The 25,980-nt window shown below is 44.2% G+C and carries 25 protein-coding genes; 8 read left to right on the forward strand and 17 right to left on the reverse strand.

Annotated features, from left to right (window positions below; genetic code table 11):
• The first annotated feature begins 581 nt into the window (after positions 1 to 581).
• Positions 582 to 1,310: a class I SAM-dependent methyltransferase gene (locus ACPK8D_RS01370; protein WP_424716045.1), complete on the forward strand. Its 729-nt coding sequence runs from the start codon at positions 582 to 584 to the stop codon at positions 1,308 to 1,310.
• Positions 1,311 to 1,467: 157 nt separating this feature from the next.
• On the opposite strand, the gene ACPK8D_RS01375 is transcribed toward ACPK8D_RS01370, so the two are convergent.
• From ACPK8D_RS01375 to ACPK8D_RS01405, 7 genes are all read right to left on the reverse strand, one after another.
• Positions 1,468 to 2,769, reverse strand: a complete 1,302-nt coding sequence (locus ACPK8D_RS01375) for a formylmethanofuran dehydrogenase subunit B (protein ID WP_424716046.1) — start codon at positions 2,767 to 2,769, stop codon at positions 1,468 to 1,470.
• 2 nt (positions 2,770 to 2,771) lie between these two features.
• Complete coding sequence (locus ACPK8D_RS01380; RefSeq protein ID WP_424716047.1) at positions 2,772 to 3,161, reverse strand: molybdopterin dinucleotide binding domain-containing protein; 390 nt, start codon at positions 3,159 to 3,161, stop codon at positions 2,772 to 2,774.
• Positions 3,162 to 3,171: 10 nt separating this feature from the next.
• Positions 3,172 to 4,026, reverse strand: coding sequence for a formylmethanofuran dehydrogenase subunit C (locus ACPK8D_RS01385; RefSeq protein ID WP_424716048.1), 855 nt, complete (start codon positions 4,024 to 4,026; stop codon positions 3,172 to 3,174).
• 4 nt (positions 4,027 to 4,030) lie between these two features.
• Positions 4,031 to 5,785 carry a formylmethanofuran dehydrogenase subunit A gene (locus ACPK8D_RS01390; RefSeq protein ID WP_424716049.1) on the reverse strand — a complete coding sequence of 585 codons (1,755 nt, stop codon included), beginning with the start codon at positions 5,783 to 5,785 and terminating at the stop codon, positions 4,031 to 4,033.
• Positions 5,786 to 6,826, reverse strand: coding sequence for a 4Fe-4S binding protein (locus ACPK8D_RS01395; RefSeq protein ID WP_424716050.1), 1,041 nt, complete (start codon positions 6,824 to 6,826; stop codon positions 5,786 to 5,788).
• 18 nt (positions 6,827 to 6,844) lie between these two features.
• On the reverse strand, positions 6,845 to 7,447 hold the full coding sequence (locus ACPK8D_RS01400; protein WP_424716051.1) for an FmdE family protein: 603 nt from the start codon (positions 7,445 to 7,447) through the stop codon (positions 6,845 to 6,847).
• A gap of 369 nt (positions 7,448 to 7,816) precedes the next feature.
• Entirely contained in the window at positions 7,817 to 8,095 is a 279-nt protein-coding gene (locus tag ACPK8D_RS01405; protein ID WP_424716052.1) for a hypothetical protein, read from the reverse strand.
• 215 nt (positions 8,096 to 8,310) lie between these two features.
• Between ACPK8D_RS01405 and ACPK8D_RS01410 the strand changes: the two genes are divergently transcribed.
• Entirely contained in the window at positions 8,311 to 8,550 is a 240-nt protein-coding gene (locus ACPK8D_RS01410) for an MTH865 family protein (RefSeq protein WP_424716053.1), read from the forward strand.
• A 103-nt stretch (positions 8,551 to 8,653) separates the two neighbouring features.
• Here ACPK8D_RS01410 and ACPK8D_RS01415 read toward each other — a convergent pair whose 3' ends face one another.
• From ACPK8D_RS01415 to ACPK8D_RS01425, 3 genes are all read right to left on the reverse strand, one after another.
• Positions 8,654 to 9,337, reverse strand: coding sequence for a type IV pilin (locus ACPK8D_RS01415; RefSeq protein WP_424716054.1), 684 nt, complete (start codon positions 9,335 to 9,337; stop codon positions 8,654 to 8,656).
• A gap of 99 nt (positions 9,338 to 9,436) precedes the next feature.
• Entirely contained in the window at positions 9,437 to 10,438 is a 1,002-nt protein-coding gene (locus ACPK8D_RS01420) for a DUF5803 family protein (RefSeq protein WP_424716055.1), read from the reverse strand.
• A 203-nt stretch (positions 10,439 to 10,641) separates the two neighbouring features.
• The gene (locus ACPK8D_RS01425) at positions 10,642 to 10,899 is read right to left on the reverse strand and encodes a hypothetical protein (protein ID WP_424716056.1); all 258 of its coding nucleotides are present in this window, start codon (positions 10,897 to 10,899) and stop codon (positions 10,642 to 10,644) included.
• Between the two features lie 162 nt (positions 10,900 to 11,061).
• On the opposite strand from ACPK8D_RS01425, the gene ACPK8D_RS01430 reads away from it, so the two are divergent.
• Positions 11,062 to 11,367: a signal recognition particle protein Srp19 gene (locus ACPK8D_RS01430; protein WP_424716160.1), complete on the forward strand. Its 306-nt coding sequence runs from the start codon at positions 11,062 to 11,064 to the stop codon at positions 11,365 to 11,367.
• A gap of 128 nt (positions 11,368 to 11,495) precedes the next feature.
• On the opposite strand, the gene ACPK8D_RS01435 is transcribed toward ACPK8D_RS01430, so the two are convergent.
• The 3 genes from ACPK8D_RS01435 to ACPK8D_RS01445 form a co-directional block, all read right to left on the reverse strand.
• A complete protein-coding gene (locus tag ACPK8D_RS01435) occupies positions 11,496 to 11,819 on the reverse strand; it encodes a ribonuclease P protein component 4 (protein ID WP_424716057.1) in 324 nt (107 codons plus the stop codon).
• Between the two features lie 64 nt (positions 11,820 to 11,883).
• On the reverse strand, positions 11,884 to 12,546 hold the full coding sequence (locus tag ACPK8D_RS01440; protein ID WP_424716058.1) for an MBL fold metallo-hydrolase: 663 nt from the start codon (positions 12,544 to 12,546) through the stop codon (positions 11,884 to 11,886).
• 334 nt (positions 12,547 to 12,880) lie between these two features.
• Entirely contained in the window at positions 12,881 to 13,651 is a 771-nt protein-coding gene (locus tag ACPK8D_RS01445) for a TrmB family transcriptional regulator (RefSeq protein ID WP_424716059.1), read from the reverse strand.
• A gap of 234 nt (positions 13,652 to 13,885) precedes the next feature.
• Between ACPK8D_RS01445 and ACPK8D_RS01450 the strand changes: the two genes are divergently transcribed.
• The 4 genes from ACPK8D_RS01450 to ACPK8D_RS01465 all read left to right on the forward strand — a co-directional run bounded on the left by ACPK8D_RS01450 (position 13,886) and on the right by ACPK8D_RS01465 (position 19,143).
• Positions 13,886 to 16,246, forward strand: coding sequence for a hydrophobe/amphiphile efflux-3 (HAE3) family transporter (locus ACPK8D_RS01450; RefSeq protein ID WP_424716161.1), 2,361 nt, complete (start codon positions 13,886 to 13,888; stop codon positions 16,244 to 16,246).
• Between the two features lie 77 nt (positions 16,247 to 16,323).
• Complete coding sequence (locus tag ACPK8D_RS01455; protein ID WP_424716060.1) at positions 16,324 to 17,391, forward strand: COG1361 S-layer family protein; 1,068 nt, start codon at positions 16,324 to 16,326, stop codon at positions 17,389 to 17,391.
• On the forward strand, positions 17,384 to 18,442 hold the full coding sequence (locus ACPK8D_RS01460; RefSeq protein WP_424716061.1) for a COG1361 S-layer family protein: 1,059 nt from the start codon (positions 17,384 to 17,386) through the stop codon (positions 18,440 to 18,442). The genes ACPK8D_RS01455 and ACPK8D_RS01460 overlap by 8 nt, the downstream gene beginning before the upstream one ends.
• A gap of 248 nt (positions 18,443 to 18,690) precedes the next feature.
• Positions 18,691 to 19,143 (forward strand): universal stress protein, encoded by a 453-nt coding sequence (locus tag ACPK8D_RS01465; RefSeq protein WP_424716062.1) that lies wholly within the window; start codon positions 18,691 to 18,693, stop codon positions 19,141 to 19,143.
• A gap of 237 nt (positions 19,144 to 19,380) precedes the next feature.
• On the opposite strand, the gene ACPK8D_RS01470 is transcribed toward ACPK8D_RS01465, so the two are convergent.
• The 4 genes from ACPK8D_RS01470 to wtpA all read right to left on the reverse strand — a co-directional run bounded on the left by ACPK8D_RS01470 (position 19,381) and on the right by wtpA (position 23,076).
• Positions 19,381 to 19,968, reverse strand: a complete 588-nt coding sequence (locus ACPK8D_RS01470; RefSeq protein ID WP_424716063.1) for a TOBE domain-containing protein — start codon at positions 19,966 to 19,968, stop codon at positions 19,381 to 19,383.
• A 13-nt stretch (positions 19,969 to 19,981) separates the two neighbouring features.
• Positions 19,982 to 21,028, reverse strand: coding sequence for an ATP-binding cassette domain-containing protein (locus ACPK8D_RS01475; protein ID WP_424716064.1), 1,047 nt, complete (start codon positions 21,026 to 21,028; stop codon positions 19,982 to 19,984).
• Positions 21,015 to 21,833 (reverse strand): ABC transporter permease subunit, encoded by an 819-nt coding sequence (locus ACPK8D_RS01480; RefSeq protein WP_424716065.1) that lies wholly within the window; start codon positions 21,831 to 21,833, stop codon positions 21,015 to 21,017. The genes ACPK8D_RS01475 and ACPK8D_RS01480 overlap by 14 nt, the downstream gene beginning before the upstream one ends.
• A 154-nt stretch (positions 21,834 to 21,987) precedes the next feature.
• A complete protein-coding gene (gene wtpA / locus ACPK8D_RS01485; protein ID WP_424716066.1) occupies positions 21,988 to 23,076 on the reverse strand; it encodes a tungstate ABC transporter substrate-binding protein WtpA in 1,089 nt (362 codons plus the stop codon).
• 966 nt (positions 23,077 to 24,042) lie between these two features.
• Here wtpA and ACPK8D_RS01490 point away from each other — a divergent pair.
• Positions 24,043 to 25,962, forward strand: a complete 1,920-nt coding sequence (locus ACPK8D_RS01490; protein WP_424716067.1) for a sodium:solute symporter family protein — start codon at positions 24,043 to 24,045, stop codon at positions 25,960 to 25,962.
• Positions 25,963 to 25,980: the final 18 nt, after the last annotated feature.

Raw genomic sequence — 25,980 nt, forward strand, 5'->3', positions numbered from 1 at the left:
CTTCCAGGGGTTTTTGATCAAACTTTTTCTGAAAAAGTTTGCGATCAAGCCGTTTTTTAAAAGGTTTGCGTTGCTCCGTTTGATCCCGCCGTCTCGAGGGGTTTTTGATCAAACTTTTTTTGAAAAAGTTTGCGGTCAAGCATTTTTTTAAAAGATTTGCGGGACTCGGGCTGCAAAGCTTGAGGGACTAAAAATTTTGTAATACCTTGTTAAATTTCGATTCATATTTACCTTTGTCCTTGATCCAGATTATATGAGTCCCTACCTTATTGGACAAGGACTGAACTTAAAAACTAGATTGCTAAAATTATATCGATTTGTAATAACGGCATCTGATTGCTTTCCATTAATTTGGGTTAAACATAAAAAATAAAGAATATAAAGTATTAAAAATAAAAATTAAAGGTTATTAATCGTTTAAATGAAATATCACTTATTAACATACTGTCCTTTTATCAGGGAAGCAATAAGAATATATTTAAGTTAAGAAATAAGCTTTATAAGCCCCTAAATAGCAGGTTCTTTTTGGGGACACCATAGGGAGAGAGATATAAAAAGCGAGATTTGGGGGTATAAAAAATATGTTTGGAAAGCATGAAAAAAACGTGTCCAAACAAAAGGATTTCTGGATAGAGTTTTTTGCAGGTAGGAGAGATGGTGGCCACAGATCCTCAGCTGAGGAATTTATTTCTATGGAAGCTAAGGAAAAACTATTCCATCTGGATGGGGGCAAAACCCTGCTTGATTTTGGATGCGGTGCAGGTGAACTCCTGGTATACTACGCGCCGGAATATGAACAGCTTGTAGGAGTGGATTTTTCCTCATCCATGCTTGACGAAGCAAGCAAAAAAATCAGGGAAAGAAAATGCGGGAATATCTCGTTAATCCAGGCTGATGACAAAACTGTCTGGGATAAACTGGATTCTTCCTTTGATCGAATAACCGCAGCTGGAGTAATTCAGTATTTGACATTGCAAGAAATTGATAACTTTATCTTTAATGCGTCGAAATTTCTTAATAAAGGGGGTAAAATAGTGTTGTTCGACATACTGGACCCCCGCCTGTACCCATTATGGAAAATAGGGCTGTTTTCACAAAATGCAAACTTCTTAAATATTTTGCGCAAAGTGGGTTTTGAAATTAAAGTTATATTATCGGCAAGTTTGAATAACCGACCAAAAGATATTCTAGGGTTTTCCCACAATCCCAATACAATTAAAAAAATAGCAGATAAATATAATTTTGAAACTATTTTTGTACAATCAATGTATTATGAGTACAAGTATCATGCAATAATATATCAGACTTAACGGGCGCGAGAGCCTTAAGTTCAAAATTTTTAAAAACTAATCGGAAGAGCTAAATCGCCACCTTAAATTTCCGAGAAAAAAGTAGGAGAGAAACCACTCCCTCCCTTATGTATTATTTTTCCTTCCGTTCATATGCAGAAAAAAATCGGCAAGTGATTTACTTCCTTTCTTTAATCTTTGCGAAAAGCTGTTTCAGGGTATCCTCATTGCTCTTCGTGAACTCGAAAGGTGAACTCGTGAAGGGTTCAAAGTGCACTGGCACATCGTCGAGCCTGTAGAAAGTTCCGTCGCATTCCATGGCATCAATGACTCCTGGAAGCACAACATCCGAAGCAGCTGTAGTCGGGCAGGGAGCGATGTCCAGGCAGACCATTGGGATTTCGGCAAGGTAAGTAGCGCAGTCTGCAGGAATATGGCAGACAAGGTCGGCACACATCACAAGGGCAGCATCCACATCTCTTTCTCGAAGCACGTCCACGGTCGTGAATTCTCCGGGATTGTAACGCGGGTGCCCGCGTGTGAAGTCAAGCCCGAAGGGATAGCCGTACATATATGAGGCGACCTGGTTAAAGCCTGCAACATTGCAGTGGCCGCGGAGAGCTCCAAGAGTGAACTTGGCATAGTTGTTCAGCTCCTTTACGAGGTTCATGGCAATTTCGGCGTTCCTGTGCTTCCCGATGGACGAGGAAAGCCCGAGCCCGACTGAGATGGCCCCGAAGTTGCAGTTCTTCATCATATCGAGCATCTCTTCCATAACAGGGATAGGTACTCCTGTAATCTCTTCCACCGACGGATGCGGAGTTTTCCCGTGGAGCAGGGTAAGAAGTGCACTTATCAGTTCATAATCCGAGCCGGGTTTGAGCTGTACGTGCAGGTCGGAAGCTTCAGTGGTCGGAGTCTTTCTCGGGTCAACAGTGATGACTGTCCGGTCAAAACGTCCGCGTTTGGTCCAGTAGCCTCTCGGGAAAACTCCGTACCTTGACATCTGCCTGGGCATAGACTCAAGAGGGTTTGTTCCCCAGTAAACTATGAGGTCTCCCCTGTTTTTCTTCTGCCCTTCGGTTGCACCGACTTTTCCAGATTCCTGAATTCCCATAGCTGTTGGCCCGTGACAGATAGTAGCATTGGAGTCAACAATAGCACCAAGGTATTCTCCTATCTTGAGCCCGACTTCATGCGCTTCACAGGAGGTTTCACTACCCATGAAAAGCAGAGGACGCTTTGCCGAAACAAGGATATCGGCGGCTCTTTCAAGAGCTTCGTCCCAGGCGGCAGGGGTCAGTTTTCCTTCAGCTTTTATATGGGGCTGCCTGAGCCTGTGGGAACTTACAACTTCCTGGAATTTGGCATTCCCCATTTTACATGCATTTCTAGCCTCAATCTTTCCGTCCCCGAATTCAACCTGGATGTCATCACAGGCTGCCCCACAGACCGGACAGACTATGTTTTTGAAAATCATACTCACTGCCCTCCGATATAAACTTTCAACACCACATCTTCGGCGCTAAGAACCTTTTCTTCAGCAGGCTCAATTGTTACTGGGGCACCCTTATAGAGGGGAGAACCCGTAGAAAGGGTATCTGGATCTGTGACAACATTCGACCAGATAGCCCTTGGCATGAATACCTGCCCTGGCTGGACCGAATCCGTACATTTCGCATAAACAACAATCGAATGTTTTCCATTTCTGCTTGTTACTTTTACTTTATCGGGGGAGCAGAGTGACGCGAAATCCATAGGAGAAATCCAGCAGGATGCACACTCCATAGTGTACTCGTTCGTGAACTTGTCCCCGCCTTTGGCAAGCCTGCCTTCTTCAATCGTACTTCCCGTTAGGAGTAATACTTCCATATATCTCACCTCAGAGCTCCGGGTTTGCGTTTGCAGACACATAGAGAGCTCCTTTTGCCCTCTTGCTGATTGCATAGTCCCCTGTGAACTTCTTGAATTCGCCTATTAACTCAGTCTCACCAAGTTTGACACTGTCTTCCATGGATACATACTCAAAACCTGGAGAGAAGCGCTCGATCTTGCCCCCTATGACTATAGTGCCTCCGGCCATTTCAGCACCTACCCCACGAAGAGCTCTGCCTTTTATAACAATGAGCCCGCCGTTCTGGCGAATTCCGCAGAAGCTTTCAACATTGCCTTCTACAAGAATTTCACCACCGTCCATGCCGCCTCCTAGCTGGTGCCTTGCCGAGCCTTCAATAACGATGCGTCCGCCTTTCATGCCGTGCCATTTACCCCTGTAAGCACAGCCCACGTGGTCTCCAGCATTGCCTTTAATGTTCAGAAGTCCGCCTGTCATTTCCATACCTGCCCAGGAATCCGCATCTCTGTAAACGACGATCTCTCCTCCTTTCATCCCGGTCCCTACATGCATGCCTGCAGAACCCTCGATTTCGATTCTTCCTGCGCTCATGCCTTCTCCAATCCTTTTGACCCTCATTGCGTCGCCTTTTATGCGGATCAGGGTCTCAGCTGCAGAACTGCCACCGTTGCCAATCACTTCAAAAAACTCGGAAATGGGATAGGTCTTTGGCCCCTGCCAGACGGACAGGTTTCCGATTTCCCCGGCATTTTTGCCTGCAAAGGAGTCAGGAGTTATAACATCGGCTTCCACTTTAATGTCAATCGCTTTCTTAGGAATAAGCATTACTTCTTCCATTTCTCCAGCACTTTCTTTTTTATGAATAAGAACTCCATCTGTCATGACTTCACCTCTCACCGTTAACCTTTATGGGGGTCGGGTTTGCCAAGTATTTCTCGGGAGTCGGGTAGTTGGCAAAGCCAAGGGTGTAGTACCTGAACCACTCTTTCACGTCGGTCAGCATTTCCTTCTCCCGCTCGTCCTGTACGTGCACTTCGGAATAGTAAGTCCGCTTCTCAGGCAAGGAAACGATCTCTCCTTTCACAGCCACGATTTCTCCATCCTTTACAGTGTATTCTGCCTTCCTGAAGGTTCTGAGGAGAGTCTCGTAGTTGTTTGCGTCAAGCTGCTGTGGGTTTATGTCGTAGACTGTAACATCTCCGTCCGCTCCCACGCCAAGAGAACCTTTCCTGTGCACCATGCCAATTGTCCGGGCAGGGTTGGCTCTGGTCAGGATCGCAAGGTCATAGAGGGAAAGTTCCCGGTTTACGCCTCCAAGCTCACTCCTGTCGTCTGCCCACTTGTGGCATTCACTGAATGTCTGTTTCCTGAAAGCTTCGGACATGATCCAGGTCATAACCTCAGGATATTTCGTAAACGGTCCACCGTTGGGGCTGTCCGTAGTCATGATTGTCTTCCAGGGGTCATTGATCAGCAGGAGACATTCAAGTCCCATTGCCCACTGCAGGCTGTGTACGGGGTTGGACTTGAAATAGGTAAAGGGAAGAACTCCTGAGCCGCACTCCATCTCAACGTCGGTATTCGACCATTTGTTTCCTGTAAGAGTGTAGAGGTCATGAATAGCAGGACCGTCTCCTGTCATGACCGTGGCTTCTCCGAAGGGAGTGCATCCACTGTCGATTACCACATGGTCCTTGTTGTTGATGTAGTCTGTAATATCTTTTACTCCAGACTCGCAGTCTCCCCAGGTAGTGCCTGCAAAACTGTTGAACATCAGATGGGTGAGATATACGGAACGGTCCCTTGAAGGATCCATCTTGGTTTCAGCCCATTGCACATCCATGTTCTGTCTGGTCTTTACTCCATCAGGGATTTTGAGGGAATCCTTAGTAATTGCGTAGCAGCCCGGGTGTCCCAGGTTGTTTGCATGCAGGTGGATAGGCATTGGCATGCCAAGACGTTCGTTGATCTCGGCAAGCCCTTTTATAACCTCTCTCGGGGTAATTTCGAAATGGATGTTGGCTTCATCAAGAGAAGTTATGTTTTTACCCCAGCCCCAGTTCTCAACTCCTGCAGGGTTGACGCATTTAATTCCATAGGTCTTGTGAGTCTTCATCATCCAGGCTACATAGGCAGCAGCCTTTTCCATATCCCCGTCCCGGAAGTAACGCATCAGAAAGAAGTTGTTTCCGAGCACCAGATACCCGCCCATGTCAAGAAGTGGGGTTGCCCGCATCTCTTCATGGGTGTGGCGAGCTTCCAGAGGAGGAACCGCAGCTTCAAAAACGGTTGTATAACCCATTGCTGCGTAGTCGTATCCCTGTTTGTAGACCGAGGGAACAGTGTAACCTGAGCCGGAATGGGTAAGCGAAGTTTTCTGGAGATTTGCTTTATAGTGATCTTCCGGACGCATCGACCTGCCGGCGTTAACCTTTGCACCAGCAACGTGAGAGTGGGAGTCGACTCCTCCGGGCATTACCGTCATACCTGAGGCATCAATAACCTTTGCGTTTTTCAGTTCGGCCGCAGAAAGCTCTCTTACAACTTTTCCGTCCCTGATGAAGATATCCATAATTTCCCCATTTATTTCATTCAGGGGATCAAAGACGTATCCGTTCTTGATTGCAATTGTTCCTGCCATTCATTTCACCTCTCTTTTCACAAGCCAGATCGCATTAACAGGGCAAATAAGGGCGCAGGCTCCGTCTGCTCCGCAGCAGTCCTGGTCTACTACCGAAATTCTCCCGTTCTTAACCTCAAGGAGAGTTTTTTCATCCATGTCGTTCAGGTACCCTGCAGCAAGTTCACGGCTATTGAGAGCATTTACTGGACAGACAATCACGCAGTTCCCACAACCCAGGCATGCGGCTTCATCCTTTTCCAGGCAGGTTCGTAGCAGAGCCTCCGGAACAGGGGTTTCAAGCAGCTTTTTCTCAATAATGCTCTTTTTCTCTACATCCGGTAGAACCGCAGTTTTTCTGACATCAATAGCGTTCACAGGGCAGGCAACTGCACAGGCCCCGCAGTAAATGCAGGCGTCAGGGCGGTGACTTATCTTTTCGACTCTTTCCCCGGGTTTAGCCTTTTTATTGAAAAGAGCATTTGCAGGACAAACTTCCACACAGGTATGACAGGTCTGGCAGACATTCTCGTCCATGGTCCAGCGCCCTTCAAAGGGCTTTTCTACGGAAATCGCATGCATCGGGCACACCGCAGCACACCAGCCACAATGGACACAGCACTCGGAATCAATATGAGTCTCTCCGACCAGCTTCAGGCGCCCGTCTGTTGAAATCTCACGGATTACCTCAATACAGCCTCTGGGACAGATATCTTCACAAAGCCCGCAGTGGACGCAGCTTTCATTTACTGACGTCGGTTTCATGGCCCTGAAAAGATAGGACATGTCAGTGAGGGGTTTTCCTTCCTGCCTCAATTCAAGAGCACCTGTGGGACAAACTTTCGCACAAATCCCGCAGACGATGCACTCTTCCCTTTCCTTCATTTCCAGGAAATCAGCATCAAGAAGCCCTCTTGCTACAGCTCCCACAGCCCCTATGGCCAGGCTACCTTTAGGGCATGCCTGTACGCAGGTCCCGCAGCCAATGCATTTTTCGGGCGAATAGATCAGTTGCTTGTCTTTTTTTTCGACAAAGACAGACAATCGCATATCATCTTGCATTTTGCTTACCTCTCAACGTTATTCTGTGCATCCGCCGCACAACAGCTCATTATCATGTTGAATGAACATTTCATTGCAATTTTTACAGCACTGTATCCGCTTTTTCTTCCGAACCGGAACTTCCAGGTCCACAAGTTTCCAGGAATACACCTTTTCCCCTGCAGCCAGGAGGATGGGCACAACCTCCTCATGAGAAAGTTTTTCAGTGTTCAGGAACCAGGCGTGGAGTTTGGGATAATCCTTTGTCTTCTCAGGGTCGAGGATTATTCGGACACCTTTTATGCCGTGCACTCCTTCCGGCGCCTGTTTGTTTACCGTGACCGCCATTTTCCCCAGGTTCCTGATCTTCAACCCGTTGTTTCCAATGGTAGATCCTGCAAGGATCTGGAATGGGTCAGGCATGCAGCTCTTCGTTTCGCAGGTCACATATATGCGCTCCTCCTCTTTGACATCCAGCACCCTCCGTGAGATATTGAGCATCTGGATGCCGATTAATGCCCCTGAGGTCAGGAAGCCATGAAAGGGGACGACCTTTCCAATCTGTGAAAGCAGTTCGGGATCCTTTACCTGCTTCAGAGTTGTCTCTATCTGGTATTTTTCTCCGCCTGAGTTTTTATGCAATGTACGCACCGCCATATGTTTTATCGTTATGTTGGCCTAAACATAACGGAAACAAATGCGGAAATCCGGATTACATAATATCAGGAGGGGGTGGGAATCCGATGTATCACATTATGTAAAGATGAACATAACTGAAGGAAATATGCTATAATTTTAAATTACTTTTGACAGGAAATCAGCCAATCTACAGGGCTAAGGAATTAACAAACTCCAGCCTCTGAACCACAGTTCGCGACAAGAATTGCAGAGCAACCTATAGTCCGAAATCTGGTTCTTATAGTTTCCATAGATATGTCAGACGTAACATATCCATGTAAAGTAAGATAAGATTATTGCGCTCAAATTTATATAAACACGTATTTCATAAAATTATCGATAGAGAATGGGTATTTCAAGCAAAACGGATAAAAATGAACATCTAAATCGGAGAGTCTGCCTTCCTTCATCAAAGCCTGTATCAGAAGATTTGGGCTGTGCTGCCTCGAGTACCCTGTTGACAGTAATATTGACAGTAATATTGATAGTAATAATGACAGTAATAATATCCTTCTTCATGAGGGTGAGTTGACCATCTACAGGCTGCATAGTAGATGCCGATGCCGCAAATGTAAAGGAAATAGGACTTACGCACTTGAAGTACAATATCAAGCAACTTCGGGGTTGTGACTGGTTTAGTGTTTTAAACAGCTGGAGGTTTAGTGCTATTGATTTCTCAGTCCAACTGCGTAGTCCTGCGACTGAAATGAATTTTATTGTAGCGCCAATGAAGCAGATAACAACGACCCGCCAATGAAGACTTATAGAACAATGTTTCCAGAGAGCATTAAAACACGAAACAAAAAGACCAGAATCGGAAGGAAAAGATGAACGTAAAGGAAGAAGTTTACGAACAGATCCTTGCAATACTTAATGATGCAAAGTTTCCCATAAACACGATGGGTGAGCTGATTGCTGCCTTACCTGAGGGGCTGGACACCGCATGCATGATAGGCGACGTTGAAGTTACTGCAAGAGAGGCAGAAAGCCTTATTACTGAAAAGGATTTCCCGTTCAAAGATGCAAAACATGTGGCAGATATAATGGTTGAAAGAGCTGGACTGTGACTTGTCAGGTTGAAAAAGGCAAAAAAAGGATAATGAGGACAAGGTTTATAGAAAAGAGCTCAGGTTTAATCAGAAAATGAAAACGGAGGTTTCCTCTTATTCATTATTCTGCATGTTTTATAATAGCTCTCTGTTCAGCAATGACATTGCTGTTTTTAATGTCAATAACTTTCAATGTAATTTCGGAACCTGCTTTAAAACCGTAATTGTCAGAAGTATCACTATCCCCGTCCACACTAACTTTTACGCTGGATTTAACGATCCCTTCTGCACTGTCCTGCCCGCAGAGAACAAGTTTTTCCCCTACATCCCAGGAGCCGTCTTCAAGAGTGGCTTTATTATTAACAACATAGTATGTGGGATTTTTCCCTGTCGGACTCAGGTTCTGGTAAAAGACCTCTGTTTTTCCTTTGATAGTAATTCCCCCTCCTCCAACATCGCCCTGGTAAGTATTTCCGTCTCCTAAAATTTTTATGCAGGTAGCATCAAGGGGAAGAGGACTGCCTCCTTCGTGAGCAAGCACGATTGAGTTATTCTCAAAAGTTGCATTTTCACTTTTTGGTGCGTAACGAAGCCCTCCGTCACAGGATTTGATAGTAATTTTTGCTATCAACGGCTGAAAATTTGCATCTTCTCCGACACTGTTAAAGATACTGTTAGCAACCGCACCTGCAAGTACAACCAGAATCAACAACATAAGAATAGAACCCACAACGGGGGTTACAGCTTCTGATGCCGACTCCGATGAAAAGAGATGTTTACAGCGGATTTTTCCCCATGCCTTCATTAATGAGAAAATATGGCGAAACTGTAATAAATAGTTTAGCAAGAATTTAAGAAAAACGAGATCTTATTAAGAAAAATTTGGAGGAAAAATTCTCCAGAATTATTTCCTTCTTCGCCGTTTCTGCTTATACTCTTTTTCAAGCTCGAAAATTCCTCGGACGGCCTCAAGTTCTTTTCTGCTCCTGGCATAATGTAAAAGTACCAGACCAACTCCGCAGAGAAGAGCTATAATTGCGGCTGAGAAAAACAGGGGTGCCGACTGGGTATAATATTTGACCTGAATAGCCTCTTCCCGATCTCCCATCTTTGAGGAAATCCACAGGAGAGTTTGTCTTTCTTTTTCATCATAGCTTACGTTCGAAGGATCCGGCCTTGCTATCCCGAATACCCTGTTACCGGTGGCATATCCCTCGGGAAGCACCACGCGGATAAATTCGGAATCGGGTTTAAGTGATGCAAAACTCTGGGTTGCAGGAATCTTGAGAGTATATGCAACAAAACCTGTCACAGGCTCCTTGAACTCCAGGTTTATAACTTTCAGATTCCGGCTAATCTCCTGAGTCAGGGTATAATTAATAGCTGAGGTTTCGTTTCTGTCAGCAAGTTCTTCAAAAGTTTGCGGGTTGGCTCTGGTCTCGTTTGCAGGGCTCACAAGCAGTACAAAATTTTGAATAGGAGTATCCTCGGAGCCGCCGCCCAGGGTGTCGGGGGGATAGATCACAAGCTTGCTTGTATTTACTACGATATTTACAACCTGGACCTCTGTATTATCTTCCAGCAGATAGTACGTGGTAGTATTTGCAAGCGTCTGATTGCCCGATTCATTAAGGAAAATCTCATATTCATAATTAGAAATATTGCCAGGCTTATCCACGACAATTTCCTTTTTTTGATCCATACAGCCCGATACGAAGACCACCAGCAGGGCAAGGAGCATAAACACGATTTTCGTTCTCATTTTCACGGACAAATCTCCCTTGAGCTTGAAGCGATCTCTTTTCAGCCTGCGGCAAGTTACTCCTCTTTCGAGATAAAGCCTGTGCAGGGTCTGGAACAGGTTAACAATTATCCTATGCTTCCTCTTCTTAACAAGCTTTTCCAAAAAAAGCTTGAGCAAAAAATCCTATGCTTCCTCTCCTTAATAAACAACACGGATAGCGGCACAACCTTTTTTAAAAAAAGGCCGACCAAAAAAAATCCTGTGTTCCTTCTTCTTAATAAACAAGACGGAGAGACATCTCTAAGAAATATGACCAAAATCTCACTTTCTCATATAAAAGAATAAGCCTGGAGAGTAGCAAAACTTCAAATATTAAGCTCTCCGGAAGAATTCAGGAATCTTTCCACCATACTCCAGTCAACTTTCTTTATGTACTTTGCCTGAAGCTTGGAAACATAAAGGACATTGCTACCAATCAGGATTTTAAGATCTGAAGGCTTGGGATCAACTGTGCCTAGTGGAAGAAGTACAGGGCCCTCAGGGGATGTGCAGAGCCTGAAATCCTGCCCGCTCTTTCTTATGTAGGCTCTTACCTTTTCATCAATTGCAAACGACGGAATCATATTAGCACCATGCAGAACTTGTCCGGGGAAGATAAATAATTACAGGTTGCAGGTTCAATAAAATTGTAATTCTCACAAACAGGAAAAGAGCTTTGACCAGTAGAGGTTTCCGGGGCAGTTTTAAATTGCATGAAAGCAATTTAGGACGAAGATAACATGATGATGAGAGATAAGGGAAAACTTGTAATCTGGCCAGTATATCTCGACCAGACAAAGTCAAGGAGTAGCGGCAGAATTATCTCCCGGAAAAATGCGATAAAGGAACCGCAACTTAACGAGATAAAAGAAGCAGCCCGCCAGCTTGGCTTGAATCCTGAAGTAGAGCCTGAAAAAGCCTATCCCAAGTCCTGGTGGGAAGTAAGCGGGAGAGTACTCATAGATGATAAGGGTCCGAAATCCGTTATTGCAAAACAGATTTCCTTGACCATAAAAAAGATGCGAGGCCAGGAGGGCCCTGCCAAAACTTAAAATTAATATTGCCCCTTAACAGAGAAAAAAGAGGATTCTGAGAAATCCTGAAAGATTTAAAAAGTCCCTGGCTTTTTGAGAATTTCCTGGCCTGGGCTTCGGGCAGCCCTTACAACTCCAGCTAGCCTTTATTTTAGTTTTTTATAAGGATATCTCATTTCTTTTCCGCAGCGCTGGCAGGAAACAACGATATACCCCTCCTTCAGCCTGTAACGGGCATTCTTTCCGGGCACGAGAAAAGCATAGCAATGTTTGCAGATCCTGCTTTTTATCTCTCTTGGAATACTCATCCGGTTTCTCATAGAAATATTTCTGATAAGCTGCACGTAACGCTCGCTGCGGTCAGGATGTTCTGCATGCTCCCTTTTTGCAAGCTCGAAAAGCCGCCACATGCGCTGGGTTGCGATTACCTGGATCAGGTTTTTCTGCTGTTTTCTTGCGATTCTAGACATGGGTAGACCGGTCCTGCGTTTTCATACCGAAATTCGATTTTTGAAACTTTTCTAAAAATCGAAATCAGGAATAAAGAATAATCACATTGATCTCCGGATTCTTGCTGTGTACAAGAGCTTTAAACTTTTCGGGATCTCCTTCTGTTACTCCTGGTTTCCCATAGTGCATCGGAATCACGTCTCTTGGGGAAATGGCTGCAGCCGCACTTGCTGCTTCCTCTTCGTCCATCGTATACGTCCCCCCGATAGGCAAAAGGGCGACGTCGGCCCTGATACTTCTCATCTCAGGGAAGAAATCGCAGTCTCCTGCGTGATAAATCCGGATTCCTCCAAGTTCCACTATATACCCCACCCCAGATCCGCGGGGATGATAAGGTTTATCGATATTGTAAGCCGGAACTACCTCAATCCGGGTTCCTTTTATTTCTAGCCCATCGGCCAGAATATCTCCCTCAGCAATCCGCCTTGCATCCCCTTTGAATTGAAGGGATAAGTTTTCAGGGATCAGGGTGGTTGAGTCCGACCGCCGGACCTTTCGAATATCGTCAGGACTGCAGTGGTCAAAATGTTCATGGGTGATCAACAGGATATCAGCTTTATCATCAAAAGCCGGCTCTTCACTGAGGCCATAGGGATCGATATAGATCTTTTTTCCGTCCCCTTCAAGCAAAAAACCAGCATGACCCAGCCATTGAATCTTAACACTTCCAATCTCTACACTGTTCATCTCAGACACCTGCGGACTCCATACTTTGGCTTGTGAGAAAACCTTATCTAAATATTATTTCAAGATTATATTTATAGAAGGATTGTTTTGCGATTATATTAATAGTATCCGATAGTATTGACTCTGTTTTCAAAGAGAAAACGAATCCTTAAGCAGGCTAAGTAAACTCCGGGTTTAAGCCTTATTAAATAAATTCTTGCTTTAAGTCAATATTAAGTAAATTCTTGCTTTAGGTAGTATTCATAGAAAAAAGCAGTACTCATAGAAGAATTACGAAGATTAAGAAAAAAACTGAGGATTAAGAAAAATTAAGGATTCCTGACCTGTAGGCCAGCTACCTGTCCTTCTTAACATAACCTGGCTCAAGCACCCTGTTATATATCATTCTCTGCATATAACACACAATCGGCAGTTTGATCACCACTGCTTCTCTTTTGTTTCCTGCACTATGGACTCCGATTGATTCCTTTCCATCGGAAATCATGAAGAATTCTTCGTTATACCGGACCCCCTCAATTACAATGTTATTCAGGAACTCCGTAAACTCTTTCGTAATTTCCCTGAATTCAAAAGGCAGTGACCTGAACCTGTCCAGTTCATTAACAATCATAATCAAACTGCAGGTTTTCTCCAGTTTCTTTAGTTCGGCTTCGAACTCCTTCAAGAATTCAGGGCTGGACGAGAAAATAATCAATTCTTCCTTTACCCCGGCAAGCATTTCATGTATTCTGTTCTTTATTCCCCAATCACTCTGGATGCACCATACAGGAGAAGTCCTCGGAAGCTCATAACTCAGTTCGTTGAGCTGGTCAAGCGTTTCGATTGCACAGTTGATGAACTCGTCTTTTATCTTCCCGATTACCTGCTTTGGTTCAACTGCCCGGAAATAAGTAGGAGATCCCTGTCTCACTTCAAGATAACCTTTTTTAGCAAGTACTTTAAGAATCTCATAAATTTTGGCTCTCGGCACATTTGTAAGCTCATGAATCTCTCGGGCTGTAGCTTCTCTCAAACTTACAAGCCCTACATAGGCTTTGGCCTCGTTTTCAGTTAGCCCTAGCTTTTCAAGGTTACGAATTAACTGAGGATTAATCTGCGAAAACATCTGTTACCCCTAATGTAACAATAAACTTAAATCTTTTCTGTCTATATACGTCAACAGACCTAAGCTGCTAAATAATTTGCCGCACAATAAAATAAAAATAAGAATGTATGTTGAAATGTATGTTATATACCTTGAATAATAAGCCTCCAGCCCAAAGAGAAAAAAAGCATGTTGAGAACATGCATTAAGATCTAAATTTACACTTCATACTAAAAACTATGAGGGGAATCTACTATTAAAAATACTTTTGAAAAACTGGGATTTTTTATCCAGAATAACCGTTTTTCCGTACTCCTGATAGCTTTCCTGTTCATAATAATATCAATGCAGGGAGCACAGCTTATCGAAATGAAAGCAGGAACGGAAACCTTTGTCGGGAAAGACTCTCCTCTCTACCAGGACTACGATCACCTTTATCAGAATATTTTTCAGACACAATCCATTGTGGTAATGGTAGAGGGCAATGATGTAAAAAATGCTGGCCTGATGAAAGCTGTAGACAGGCTAGAGCACCAACTACAGGCAACGGATGGGGTGATTGAGACTACAACCCCTGCCTCTCTCATCAAAAAAGTTAACTACCAGATGACAGGAAGGTACGCGCTTCCCGAAACCGATGAAGAAATAGAAGCTATTATCGACGGAAACCCTGCTATTTTCGGCCAGATTATCCCTGACAATACTCATATGCTGATTTCGGTAATTATGGCCGGTTCAGCCAGCGATAAGGCACAGCAAGATATTGTTACTGCAACTGAAGGTGCAGTTTCATTTTCGGATTTTCCACCATCTTACAACATTATCGTTACAGGTGACCCGGCGTTCCAAATTTCCATGAACTATGAGATGAATACCAGTATGGGTTTACTTTTAGGGCTTTCAGCCATTTTCATGATTATTGTCCTGCTCCTCGTGTTCAGGCATGTCCGCTGGTCTCTTCTCCCTCTGCCGGTAGTTCTTCTGGGCATTGTCTATACTTTCGGAGCTATGGGTTATGTAGGGATTCCCATGTCCATGGTTTCCATGTCTGCGTTTCCGATCCTGATAGGAGTGGGAATTGACTATGCCATTCAGTTCCACAACAGGCTTGAAGAAGAGCTGCAGGAAAAAGGAAACAAAACAAGAGCAGTTATAGAAACAATAAAACACACTGGCCCTGCAGTCCTTATAGCTCTGGCAATGACAGCCCTTGGGTTTTTCTCTCTTTTTACATCTTCCGTGCCAATGATCCAGGACTTTGGGAAACTGCTCATGATAGGTATTTTAATGTGCTATTTCTCCTCAATCTTTGTAGGTGTTGTAACAATTTCCTTATTTGATAAATATTCGGACAAAAACCCCTTGAGAAAAGTAGCAAGCAAGATAAAACCCGCAAATCCGAAAAAGAAAAGAAAATCTGAGGAAGGAAGCGAAAGCGATCGTCTAATCGGGAGAATTCTCCAGAAAACCACAGACCTGACTCTCAAATACGACGTTCTCGTACTGGGAATTGCATGCTTACTCTGTTTTGGTGGCCTTTACCTTGATCAGTCCGTACCTATTCAGACTGATGTACAAACCTTCGTGCCACAGGATATGCCTGCCCTTGTTGATCTCAAGCACATGGGAGATATTATGGGAGGGAGCGATGAATTAAATCTCATTCTCAAAGTTGAGGATTCGGCGAACCCGGATGTTCTTAGATGGATAGATCGTTTTTCCGAACATGAGGTCGCATCCAATGGCCACATTTACAGCTCTACGAGTATAGTACCGCTCGTAAAGGAAAGAAACGGAGGCGTAATTCCCGATACCAGCCAGGAGATCGAGAATATCTACTCCCAGATCCCCGAGGCACAGAAAAACCGCTATATGTACGGAAAAAACATGCTTCTCCTGAATTTCAATATAGGGAATGCGGTTGCGGATATCAAACTAACAGGGATTGAAGAACTTACGAATATTGTCAGGCAGGATATGCAGTGGATGCCGGCCCCGCCAGGTACCGATGTCACGATTACCGGAAACTCGGTCGTGTTTATGGAGGTTATTACCGCTCTTACCAGTGGAAGAGTGGCAATGACTTTCTTTGGCCTTATTCTCGTGCTCGCAGGGCTTTTTGTCGTTTACAGAGACTGGGTGAAAGCACTGGTTCCTGTAATCCCAATGGTAATAGTAATAGGCTGGTCAGGAGGAGTCATGAGCTACCTTAATATCAGCTACACTCCCTTGACCGCAACCCTGGGAGCTCTGATTTTAGGAGTCGGGTCCGAGTATGCAATCCTCATGATGGAACGTTACTTTGAAGAAAAGGATAAAGGAGTAAGTCCTATCGAAGCAATCCGAATGACCAGTTCCAAAATAGGAAGTGCAATCGTTGCTTCAGGGGCTACTACAGTATTCGGGTTCATGGCCCTGCTGGCTTCTCCTTTCCCGATGATTTCAGACTTCGGTATGGTTACGGTTATCGATGTCGTGCTGGCTCTCCTGGCAACTTTTGTAGTCTTCCCACCACTTATGATTATTCTTGATACCTGGCGGGATAGAAGAAAAGGGCTCAGGACGGCAGAAAAAGAGACCGAGACAAAAAAACAAACTCAGGGGGCCGAGATATGACACAAGTGCCCGTAAAATTAAGGCAAAAAATGATTAGAAAAATTGCTATACTTGCGTTAATCCTATCAATATTATCAGTGACTGCATTTCCAGCCCTCGGAAACGATGACGACGATGATGAAACGAATTTCCTTATTCCGGAGCATGGATACACCGTAGACTACTACAGGAGTTACGGGGAGCCAGCTATCCGGGCTTCAGTTACAGGAAATCCCGAACTCAGCAGGGGAGACACTGCAGACCTGCAGATAAAAATCGCTAACGGTGGAGTTATAGATGGCTTCCAGAGGCTTAATGTAAACCAGAATAAAATTCCAGACTCAGCCGAGGAGGCGCTTGCAGGGGCTGAGATGGAAGAAGAAAAAGATTGTACAACGGCAAAAGACCTTGAAGCTTCTCTTGTTTCTGAAACCGAATATATCGAAGTCGAACCGACAGCCAGTCTGCAGAGTGTAGAAGAACTTGAAACCGGTTCTACGGCAAACCTTCGCTACACAATAAAAATAGATAGTGATACGCCTGCTGGAAACTATGAGCTTCTCCTGCCTGTAAATTATCAATACCAGGCAAATGTCCGGACTGCAACTGCGGATGTGATAAACCTGGGTCTGACGGAAACAAAGTATGCAAGAGAGTATAAGACGAAAATCGAAACTCTCAGAGTGCCTCTCTCTATAGAAAATGAACCTAAATTAGAAGTAACCGGAGTCTCCGGAAATCTGGTTCAGGGAGAGAGTAAAGTCATTGAAGTTACTTATAAAAATACCAGAGAGGGTATAGCAAAAGATGCCTTGGCGCGGATAATTGTCATGAGCCCCCTCAGCACTGAGAAACCTATAGTGAGGCTCGGGGATATAGGACCCGGGGAGGAAAAGACTGCCAGATTCGAGATTTCGGCAGATCAGGAAGCCCTTGTGAAGAATTACGGCATAAACAGCGAAATAAAATATATTGATGAAGATGGGGAAAGCTCCTTTTCAGAAAACATGAAAGTGAACATACCCCTTGAAGCCACAGAGAAGAAGTTTAGCATAACGGGTGTAGCAATCATACTGATTATCCTTATCGCCCTTTACCAGATCGTAAACGTACACCGGAAAAGAAACAAGAATAATGAGAATGCATCAGGTGATGAAAATGAGTAAAAATGGATTTTTTATTGCTGTCACAACCCTTTTAATCCTTTGCTGGGCAAGCTTACCAGCGCAGGCTGCTCTACCCGAAAATTTTGACATTAGTGAGAACTACTACAACGTATACGGAGGGCCTGACCTTAATGCAACACTCATCGGAGATAATGAGTATTCAAGAGGAGATACTGTAACCCTTAACATAGAGATGATGAATAAAGGTGAAATTACCGGCTTTGAATCTGAAAATGAAGTAGATATCGGAAATTATGTAGATGAGATGCTCCAGCAGGCCGAAATGCAATACGAAGCCCAGGCTACGACAGCAGTGGGCATCCTTGCAACCCTCAAATCCGACGATCCGAATATTAAAGTCAAATCCGAACCTCAGCAAGCAGGTACTCTCAAGCAGGGAAAACAGAGCTCAAGCCCAACAAAATTTACAATTGAGATTAACAAAAATGCTTCTGCAGGTACCTATCCTTTGACCCTTGAACTTTCGTACCAGTACCAGAACAATGTTCAGGTAGGAGGGGACGAATTTGACAGTACTACAGGTATTGTAACTAACAAGGAAGTAGGCATCTGGTACGAAAACAAAACTCAGACACAGCCTGTCGAGATAAAAGTCAAAGAAGAACCTTACTTTGAAGTCACAAATTTAACAGGTGATCTCTATCCTGGTGAAGGCGGGATGCTCCGCGTCACATATAAGAATAGCGGTGAAGAACCTGCAAAAGACGCTACTGTCCGGGTCAGTGCAGCCGATCCCTTCAGCACAACCGACGACCAGGCTTATCTCGGGACCCTTAATGCAGGGGAAAGCGCTGTTGCTGTTTTTGATATAGCTGTAGATGAGACTGCAACCCCAAAGCCCTATTCCCTCAATAGTGAAATTCTCTATGAAGATGCTGACGGGCATGACCAGATTTCAGACAGTGTCAAAATCAACACCGAAGTCCTGCCTGCCAGAGAGACGCTTCCGGGATACCAGATGGTAACAGGTGTTGCATTTATGGCCCTCGCAGCATGCTTCGTCCTGTTAAGAAGAAAGAGTCAGGATTGAAGTCAGAGCCGTAAAAAACCTGAAAGGTTTGAGCCAGCAGCATATCTAAGGAAATATCCAGGTAGCCTTTTTAAAAGGCTACAACCTTTTATTTTCGGAAATGTACTCATCCGTTTATAACTTGAATTTTTACTTCAAATTGCAAAGCAATAACTCAATAATTCTGAGAATCGAACCCGAATGAGGATAACTGAATCAGTTTTTTTGCCATACCAAGATTTTATGTTTAAGGCAAATGGAGAACAAACATGGTGAGCAAATTTTACCGAAATATATTGATTGCAACAGACGGATCTGAGAACACCCGAAGAGCCATTTCTTACGGTATTGAGATTGCAAAACTTAGCGGAGCTACTGTCTACGCCCTTTATGTAGTAAATACACCGTCTACAATTTCGGAAAATTGGACTATTGGCAAAGAAACAATCTACAATGTTATGAGAAATGATGGAGAGAAAGCAGTATCTAAAATTAAGAGAATTGGAGGGGCTTCAGGGGTGGAGGTAAGAGAAGTTGTTTTAGACGGCTACCCGAGTAATGAAATTATCGATTTCGCAGCAAATAATAATATTGACCTGATAGTAATGGGCACCCTTGGAGAAACCGGACTCGAAAAGTTTCTAATTGGAAGTGTTGCGGAAAAAGTAGTGAGAGGCTCAAAAGTTCCGGTCATGGTCGTTAGGGGGAAGAGCAAAGCTTAAACTTTCTGTTAACTGGGAGCGTCTTTGGAAAAGAACGAAATCAGGACTCAGGACTAAAAGGTCTAAGTTGCACACTACAAAACACATTCATCGAATCGGCACAAAATCTTTCAGAAAAATGAGGATTTAAAAACCTGAAAGCATAACATAAATTGTACATTATATAAGGAAAACCTAAGCGTGATGCCGATTTATATGTTAGAAAAATATATGCTTCTGGTAAACTAAATTATATTTTCAGTCAGAATGATCCATCTCTTTCGAATCGGTTTTTGTCTGCCCTTTTTCACTGACCGCTTTTGCAACCATTACCTCAGTCGATTTGATGACCGCATAAATTCTATCTCCGGGCTTTATGTCCAGTTTTTCTACAGCCTCTTCAGTAACTACCGAGGTTATAACTGAGGGTTCCATCTCGATTGTAATTTTGCAAACAAGCCCGTTTTTTTCCACTTCAAGCACTTTGCCGGGCAACTGGTTCCTGGCTGATAACTTAAAACTTACATTTTCCCAGGCGGTTTCATCCCCTATGGTTTCATTAATAAGCTGTTTACCGGTCTCATACTCAGCCAGTAACTTTCTTCCAAGGTCGGTCAGGAAGGTACCCTGATCTTTTCCCCCGCGTACTGTCACAATTGCGGGCTCGCCAAGGGCCTCATTCATTTTTTTAAGCATCATCCAGGCATGTTTATATGAGATCCCGAGCTTCTTGCAGGCTTTCCTGAGAGAGCGCTCCTCTTCTATTGCCTTCAGTAATTCAGCTCTTCCAGCACCCATGACGGTTTTCCCATCTTCCGTAAACCAGAGCTTTGTTTTTGCTTTCACAGATTTTCACCTTTTACCGGAGCACATGGATAGAACTTGCCTTGAACTGGGCATAGACCGGAACTCCAGGAAAAATGCCAATTTCCTCTGCCGATTGCCGGGTTATGAGGGCATTAAGGAGAAAGCCACAGTCAACCTTCACCCGAACAAGAGCTCCCAGAATCCGGACTTCGGTAACCCTGCCCTGTAGAGAGTTCCTGACGCTGGATTGTGCGGAAGTTTTACTTAAAGCTATGTTCTCAGGCCTCAGGAAGGCATGTACCTGGCTCCCCACCTCAATATCTCCTGAAGCGTCAATGACTATCTTCCCGGCTTCAATTCTTAGAAGTCCGCGGTCTGCAGAGATAACCCTGCCATTCAGCATATTCTCAAACCCTACGAAGCTGGCTACCCGGCTGTCAACCGGCTTTTCGAAGATTTCTTCCGGGGCCCCGACCTGCATAAGTTTTCCATCCATTATTATTGCGATCCTGTCAGCCATTATCCGGGCTTCGATCTGATCATGGGTAATATGCAGTACAGTCAATTTTTTCTTTTTGTGGATAGTTGAAAGCAGTTCCCTGGCACTTTCCTGTGTCCTGGGATCGAGTGCGCTCAGAGGCTCGTCCAGGAGCAGAATTTTCGGATCAGTTACAAGGGCTCTCGCAAGGGAAACTCTCTGCTGTTCTCCTCCCGACAGCGTGAGAGGATAACGATCAAGCAGGTGAGCGATCTTCAGGTCCCTGGCAACTTCAAGGAGCTTTTCCTGTGACCTTATTTTTTTCATCCGCATGCCAAACTCAATATTTTTTTTTACACTCATGTGAGGAAAAAGCGAATAGTCCTGATAGACAAAGGCAAGACCATGTTTTTCAGGAGGCAGGTGTGTTACATCTTTTCCTTCGATGCGAATCTTCCCGCAGTCTGGGGAATGAAAACCTGCTATTAGCTCTAAAAGGAGAGTTTTTCCGGCTCCTGTAGGCCCGAGGATCACAAAATATTCCCCTGACTCGATTTTAAGGCTCAAATTATCCAGAGCAAAATTTTTCCATTTTCTCGAGAGGGACTCAATCTCTATCATATATACTCCAGCCTGCGGAAAGGACCCGTATTACTATGAATATGGAAAGCGTGACCAGTATAAGCAGCACGGCTATGGGCCTGGAGGCAGATAGCCCGTAGGAAAGAAAACGATCATAGATAAGAGTTGGCCCTATCATGGGATAATAGGCAATCAGCACGACCGCCCCGAATTCACTTATAGCCCGTGCCCAGGTCATGATAGCCCCTATTAAAATATGCCTTGCCGAGAGAGGCAGGGTTACAAAGAGAAACGCTTTCCAGAGAGGAGCACCCAGAGAACGAGCAGCATTTTCAAGCCTGGGGTCAACGCTTTTGAAGCCTTCCCTTGCGGAATTGGCCAGGTATGGAAGGGATACGAAGAGCATTGCAACCACAATTCCGGGCAGTGCATCACGGAACTGGATATAAGCTTCTAGAGGGCCGCCAATAAATCCCCTTGACCCGAAAACCGTAAGAAGAGCTATTCCTGCAACCGTATGCGGTACAACCACAGGCACATCAATAATACTCTCGACCAGCCTTTTTCCGGGAAAATCGAATCTTGCAAGAATATAACCCGCAGGTACTCCTAGAAAAAGGGAAATAAGGGTTGCCAGAAAGCCTGCATAAAGCGAGAGAAGAATAGAGCTGACCACGGCACGATTTCTTGCAGCTTCGATAAGTCCCTGGGAATCGTCAAAGATCTGCCCGAAAATCATGTTTGAAAGCGTTAAGAAGATAAAAAGAAAGAGAACAAGCAGTAAAAGGGAAAAAATGAAAGTCAGAGGCTCAAATTTACTGATTTTCCGGATTAAGGCTTTCATTCTTATACCTTTTTACTGTCGTTTTTCTTTTTAAGGAATTTCCTAACTGCTATACTCTGATTTTCGCTTTATCTTAATATTTTCACTTTACCTTAATATTTTCATTTTATTTTTTCACTTTACCTTAATATTTTTATTTTACCTTAACTTCTCTTTATTCCACAAGCGGCTGCAACTCTTCAGGCATTTTATCTTTTCCTTCGGCAATGGCAGGAACAATTGGCGGCTGTCCATTTTCGATAAATATCTGCTGGCCGGGCTCGTCGAGGAGTAGTTTTACAAACTCAGCAGCAAGTTCCGGATTTTCGGCATTTTTGGGAATAGTCACACCATACACTATAGGAGATCCTGTAACTACTTCTCCGTTTACCATTTCAACCTGAACCTTTGAGTAATTGTCAGCATAATCAAGTGAACTCAGATCAATTTCAGGTGGAAGTTCCACATATTTAAATCCATGCTGCTCGGCAACACTCCGGTAAATGTAGAGGTAGTCGATTTCTCCGGTCTCAAGGGCAGAAGAAAGTTCGACTTCCATACTCCTGAGCATGATTTTATCAGGGTTTGGTGCAATCTCTTCGGATGCAGGAACCTGTACAAGAGCTGTCCCGTTTTCCTGTGTAGTAAGAGTTATGCCTGTATTATTCATTATCAGGTCATCATAGATCTGGCTGTCATTATAATATGATTCAGCTAACACAGTTACCATCTGTGACCTGTAGCCCGCAGGGTCGTCATTAGGATTGGAAAACCCAAACCGAACATCGGGCCGCCTGAGGATTTCATACCAGTTGTTTGTATTGATTTCCTCGCTGTATTCGCTTTCATTTGTGTAAGCAAGAATCATCTGGTTCCTTGCAAAAGCTGCGTACCAGTCAGCATATTCAGGCATCATCATGGACGGGATCAGAGCATAGTCTGCAGATGCAAGCACATCAGCGTTTTTCCCAAGCTCGGTAATCTTTCTCACACTCTGTGCACTGCCTGCGGCTTCCCGCTGAACATCAACACCGGGATGCTGGGCTTCAAATTCAGCTTCAAGTTCCTCAAAAGGTACGCCCAGGCTGCCGGCATGAAAAACCGCCAGGGTTTCCCCTTCACCCGCAGAAGCATTTCCAGAGGCGTTTTCCATCGAGTCCGTACTTTCGTCCCCGGCCTGATCGCCAACACAGCCTAAGCAGGCAGATACAACCAGGATCAAGAGAACTGATATCAATTTGAAAATTCTGGTTTTAACTTTCATGGTTATGTGGTTTTGAACATAACAGATATAAGCCTTTTGAGGGAGAATAACTGCTTTTTTACATTAAATAAACAATATTCGGGAAGACGGGGGTGCCAATAGCTGAAAAAAAGCGTTTTCCCTCCCGAATTCCGTCTCGGCAGAGTTGCGGCTCTGCAGTGCGCTGCCCTTTTCACTCCCCGAATTGCGCCTCGGGAGTACGCCCCGAATTGCGCCTCGGGAGTACGCTGCCCTTTTCGCTCACTTTGTTCGCTCAAGAGGGCTAATTTATAAATAAAGATACTGAAGTGAGCTCAAGAGGGCTAATTTATGGGTAAATAGTAGTAATCTTTGCTCAAGCGGACTGATTTATAAAATAAATACTGATCTGCGCTCACGAGGGAAGGCTGATCTATAGTATGTTCTTTTGAATTTCATTCAAAGAGGCTTATTTTGGAAAATTAGAGCATGTACTTTTCTTCATGTGATTAAAAGTCTAAAATTAGTTAGAAATGTTCAAGGAGTTAGAATATGAAATAAAGGAGACAAATTCGCTGTTTCTTTACGTGTTTTCCTTTTTTCTGTGATTATAGGATTTAGTTAGGGGGTTTCTGTGTCCTTACGTGTTTATAGAGTTTCTAACAGTTTTTTCGTGCTCTTCTTGATTGTAAAACCTGAAGCAGGTTTTCGGTGTTCTTATTTCCCATAGTTATGGAGTTTGGAGCGGGTTAGATGCAAACATTTTCCTTCTAAACTATAGAAGTTAATAGCAGTTTGAGTCCAAGTTAACTTGCGTGGAATGACGGAAAGAAGTCCATCCAGCAGCAAAGGTATTAATAAATGATTGGATCAAAGTAAAAATTCATTTACTCATATATTAATACAATGAGAATATATAAAAGGTAATATTTAAGAAAAAGAATTATACTTCAGACATTTCGATAAAAAAGTTTGTTTACATTAGTAAATCACTTTGAAGGTTTCCTTATGGATGGTTATAATATTTTCCTGGTATTGCTTTCGGTCTATATAGCCGGGCTTGTGGCTATTGGCTGGTACTTTAATAAAAAACAGAAATCTGTTACTGACTTCTGGCTAGCGGGAAGGAGAATAGGGCCCTCAACCCTGGGTTTTTCAGCGGCAGCTTCCTGGCTAACAGCAGGTGGGATTCTTGCAGTTATCGGGTATTTTATGCTTCAGGGAATGGGCTCTATATGGGCTTTTGTAGCTCCTAATATAGCCGCTCTCCTAATAATCGCAGTGCTTGTAGGAAAGATTAAACACCTGCCTGCAATTACACAGCCCGAACTTCTTGAACAGCGGTATGGCAGTATAGTCAGATGGCCGATTGCGCTGATTATCACGGTTGTAATGATTCTCTTCGCAGTGGCCGACGTTACAGGGCTTTCTTTAGTATTGCAGATATTTTACGGCCTTGATCCTCTGTATGCCGCAGCCATTGTTGCAATTGCAGTTTCGCTTTACGTAACACTCGGAGGGTTGTCTGCGGTTGTCTGGACGGATGTTATCCAGTTTGGTTTCCTTTCTCTTTTCACGATAGGAATGGCTTTTACGGCGGTAGGAACCGTGGCAGACGGAGGGCTCCAGACTGCTGCAATAAGCAGTTCCGAACTTTTCGGAAACGTGTCCGAAACCTGGTGGAATCCCTTTTCAATAGGCTTTCCAATGGTTCTTATTTTTATCCTGGCTATTATTCCTGGCTGGATTACCGAGCAGGACCCCTGGCAGAAAGTCTGGGCTGCACGGGACGCAAAATCTGCCAGTCTTGGAATGATTATAGGGTCACTTATGATTGCTGTAGTTTTCACGGCATGTGCTGTAATTGCAATAGCCCTCAGTTCCATATACCCTGAAATCGTAGAAATGGGCTTTCCTGCAGGCATGGCCTCTGCTGAGCCTGCACTCCTGAGCTTTGTTAATGAACGTTTCGCTTCTGCTCCACTAATAATAGCTTTAAGTGCAATCGGGCTTGCCGCTGCTTCAATGTCCTGCGCAGATACCTTTGCTACCTCAGGCGCATCCTGTATCTCGCGGGATATTTACCAGAGGTATATAAAGCCAGAAGCTACAATGCGGGAAATGATGGTTGTAAACAGGATCAGTGTGCTGATAATTATACTTGCGGCAACAGCAGGCTCATTTGTGATCCCTAACATTATAGATGCTATCCATATCGCAACTTTCATTGCAAGCGCCTCTTACTTCTTTCCGCTCATGGGGGGGCTTTACTGGAAGCGGGCTACGAAAGAAGGAGCCTTTGCAGGTATGGTAGTTGGATTTACAGTTCAGGTGGCTCTTGTGGCTCTTGACCTTATAAATACCCCGCCTCTATCGCCCTATTACCTTGAAACTGTTCATCCGGCACTCATGGGCCATGGGGTTATTGTGGGAATGACCTTAAGTGCAATTGCTTTCTTTTTTGTTTCCCTGATGACGAAACCTTCAAGCAGGGTAAATCTTGCACCCTTTTTCGAAGAAGAAGCTGAAAAGCTTGCCCGCTACGAAGCAAGGGAAATTAACGAAAAAGATCAGGTGTACACTTCTTTCCTGAAAAATGTTGATGAAAAAGTCACAGGAGAACGTACTCACCTCCAGCTCAATCTCCGGGCTTCAGGAAACCTTAGCTGGCATGAGCTGGTAGAAAAACTTAAAGCGAGCTCTCCTGCCTGGGTTACGCCTACAGGGCTTGATTCCGTATACCGGCTAACTCATGGGGACATGCTTGCCTGTGTAGCAGTTACCAGAGGGAGTGGAGAAAAGGATATCTGGCTCAAAGCCGAGCCCCGACTCGAAACCGTAGACAGGCAAAGAAAAGAGCTTTTCACGGCTTACGAGGAGTTGAAAAAGGCACTTGGCCAGAAAGGTGTAAGTCTGGACTTTTATTAAAAAACTGAGGTTCATAAT

The sequence above is a fragment of the Methanosarcina sp. genome (assembly GCF_049706645.1).
GTDB lineage: Archaea > Halobacteriota > Methanosarcinia > Methanosarcinales > Methanosarcinaceae > Methanosarcina.

What these genes read in the sequence shown, in the direction of transcription:
- ACPK8D_RS01370 (WP_424716045.1), top strand. Translation starts at nt 582, where the DNA reads ATGTTTGGAAAGCATGAAAAAAACGTGTCCAAACAAAAGGATTTCTGG.
- ACPK8D_RS01375 (WP_424716046.1), bottom strand. Translation starts at nt 2,769, where the DNA reads ATGATTTTCAAAAACATAGTCTGTCCGGTCTGTGGGGCAGCCTGTGAT.
- ACPK8D_RS01380 (WP_424716047.1), bottom strand. Translation starts at nt 3,161, where the DNA reads ATGGAAGTATTACTCCTAACGGGAAGTACGATTGAAGAAGGCAGGCTT.
- ACPK8D_RS01385 (WP_424716048.1), bottom strand. Translation starts at nt 4,026, where the DNA reads ATGACAGATGGAGTTCTTATTCATAAAAAAGAAAGTGCTGGAGAAATG.
- ACPK8D_RS01390 (WP_424716049.1), bottom strand. Translation starts at nt 5,785, where the DNA reads ATGGCAGGAACAATTGCAATCAAGAACGGATACGTCTTTGATCCCCTG.
- ACPK8D_RS01395 (WP_424716050.1), bottom strand. Translation starts at nt 6,826, where the DNA reads ATGCAAGATGATATGCGATTGTCTGTCTTTGTCGAAAAAAAAGACAAG.
- ACPK8D_RS01410 (WP_424716053.1), top strand. Translation starts at nt 8,311, where the DNA reads ATGAACGTAAAGGAAGAAGTTTACGAACAGATCCTTGCAATACTTAAT.
- ACPK8D_RS01415 (WP_424716054.1), bottom strand. Translation starts at nt 9,337, where the DNA reads ATGAAGGCATGGGGAAAAATCCGCTGTAAACATCTCTTTTCATCGGAG.
- ACPK8D_RS01425 (WP_424716056.1), bottom strand. Translation starts at nt 10,899, where the DNA reads ATGATTCCGTCGTTTGCAATTGATGAAAAGGTAAGAGCCTACATAAGA.
- ACPK8D_RS01430 (WP_424716160.1), top strand. Translation starts at nt 11,062, where the DNA reads ATGAGAGATAAGGGAAAACTTGTAATCTGGCCAGTATATCTCGACCAG.
- ACPK8D_RS01435 (WP_424716057.1), bottom strand. Translation starts at nt 11,819, where the DNA reads ATGTCTAGAATCGCAAGAAAACAGCAGAAAAACCTGATCCAGGTAATC.
- ACPK8D_RS01440 (WP_424716058.1), bottom strand. Translation starts at nt 12,546, where the DNA reads ATGAACAGTGTAGAGATTGGAAGTGTTAAGATTCAATGGCTGGGTCAT.
- ACPK8D_RS01445 (WP_424716059.1), bottom strand. Translation starts at nt 13,651, where the DNA reads ATGTTTTCGCAGATTAATCCTCAGTTAATTCGTAACCTTGAAAAGCTA.
- ACPK8D_RS01460 (WP_424716061.1), top strand. Translation starts at nt 17,384, where the DNA reads ATGAGTAAAAATGGATTTTTTATTGCTGTCACAACCCTTTTAATCCTT.
- ACPK8D_RS01465 (WP_424716062.1), top strand. Translation starts at nt 18,691, where the DNA reads ATGGTGAGCAAATTTTACCGAAATATATTGATTGCAACAGACGGATCT.
- ACPK8D_RS01475 (WP_424716064.1), bottom strand. Translation starts at nt 21,028, where the DNA reads ATGATAGAGATTGAGTCCCTCTCGAGAAAATGGAAAAATTTTGCTCTG.
- ACPK8D_RS01480 (WP_424716065.1), bottom strand. Translation starts at nt 21,833, where the DNA reads ATGAAAGCCTTAATCCGGAAAATCAGTAAATTTGAGCCTCTGACTTTC.
- wtpA (WP_424716066.1), bottom strand. Translation starts at nt 23,076, where the DNA reads ATGAAAGTTAAAACCAGAATTTTCAAATTGATATCAGTTCTCTTGATC.
- ACPK8D_RS01490 (WP_424716067.1), top strand. Translation starts at nt 24,043, where the DNA reads ATGGATGGTTATAATATTTTCCTGGTATTGCTTTCGGTCTATATAGCC.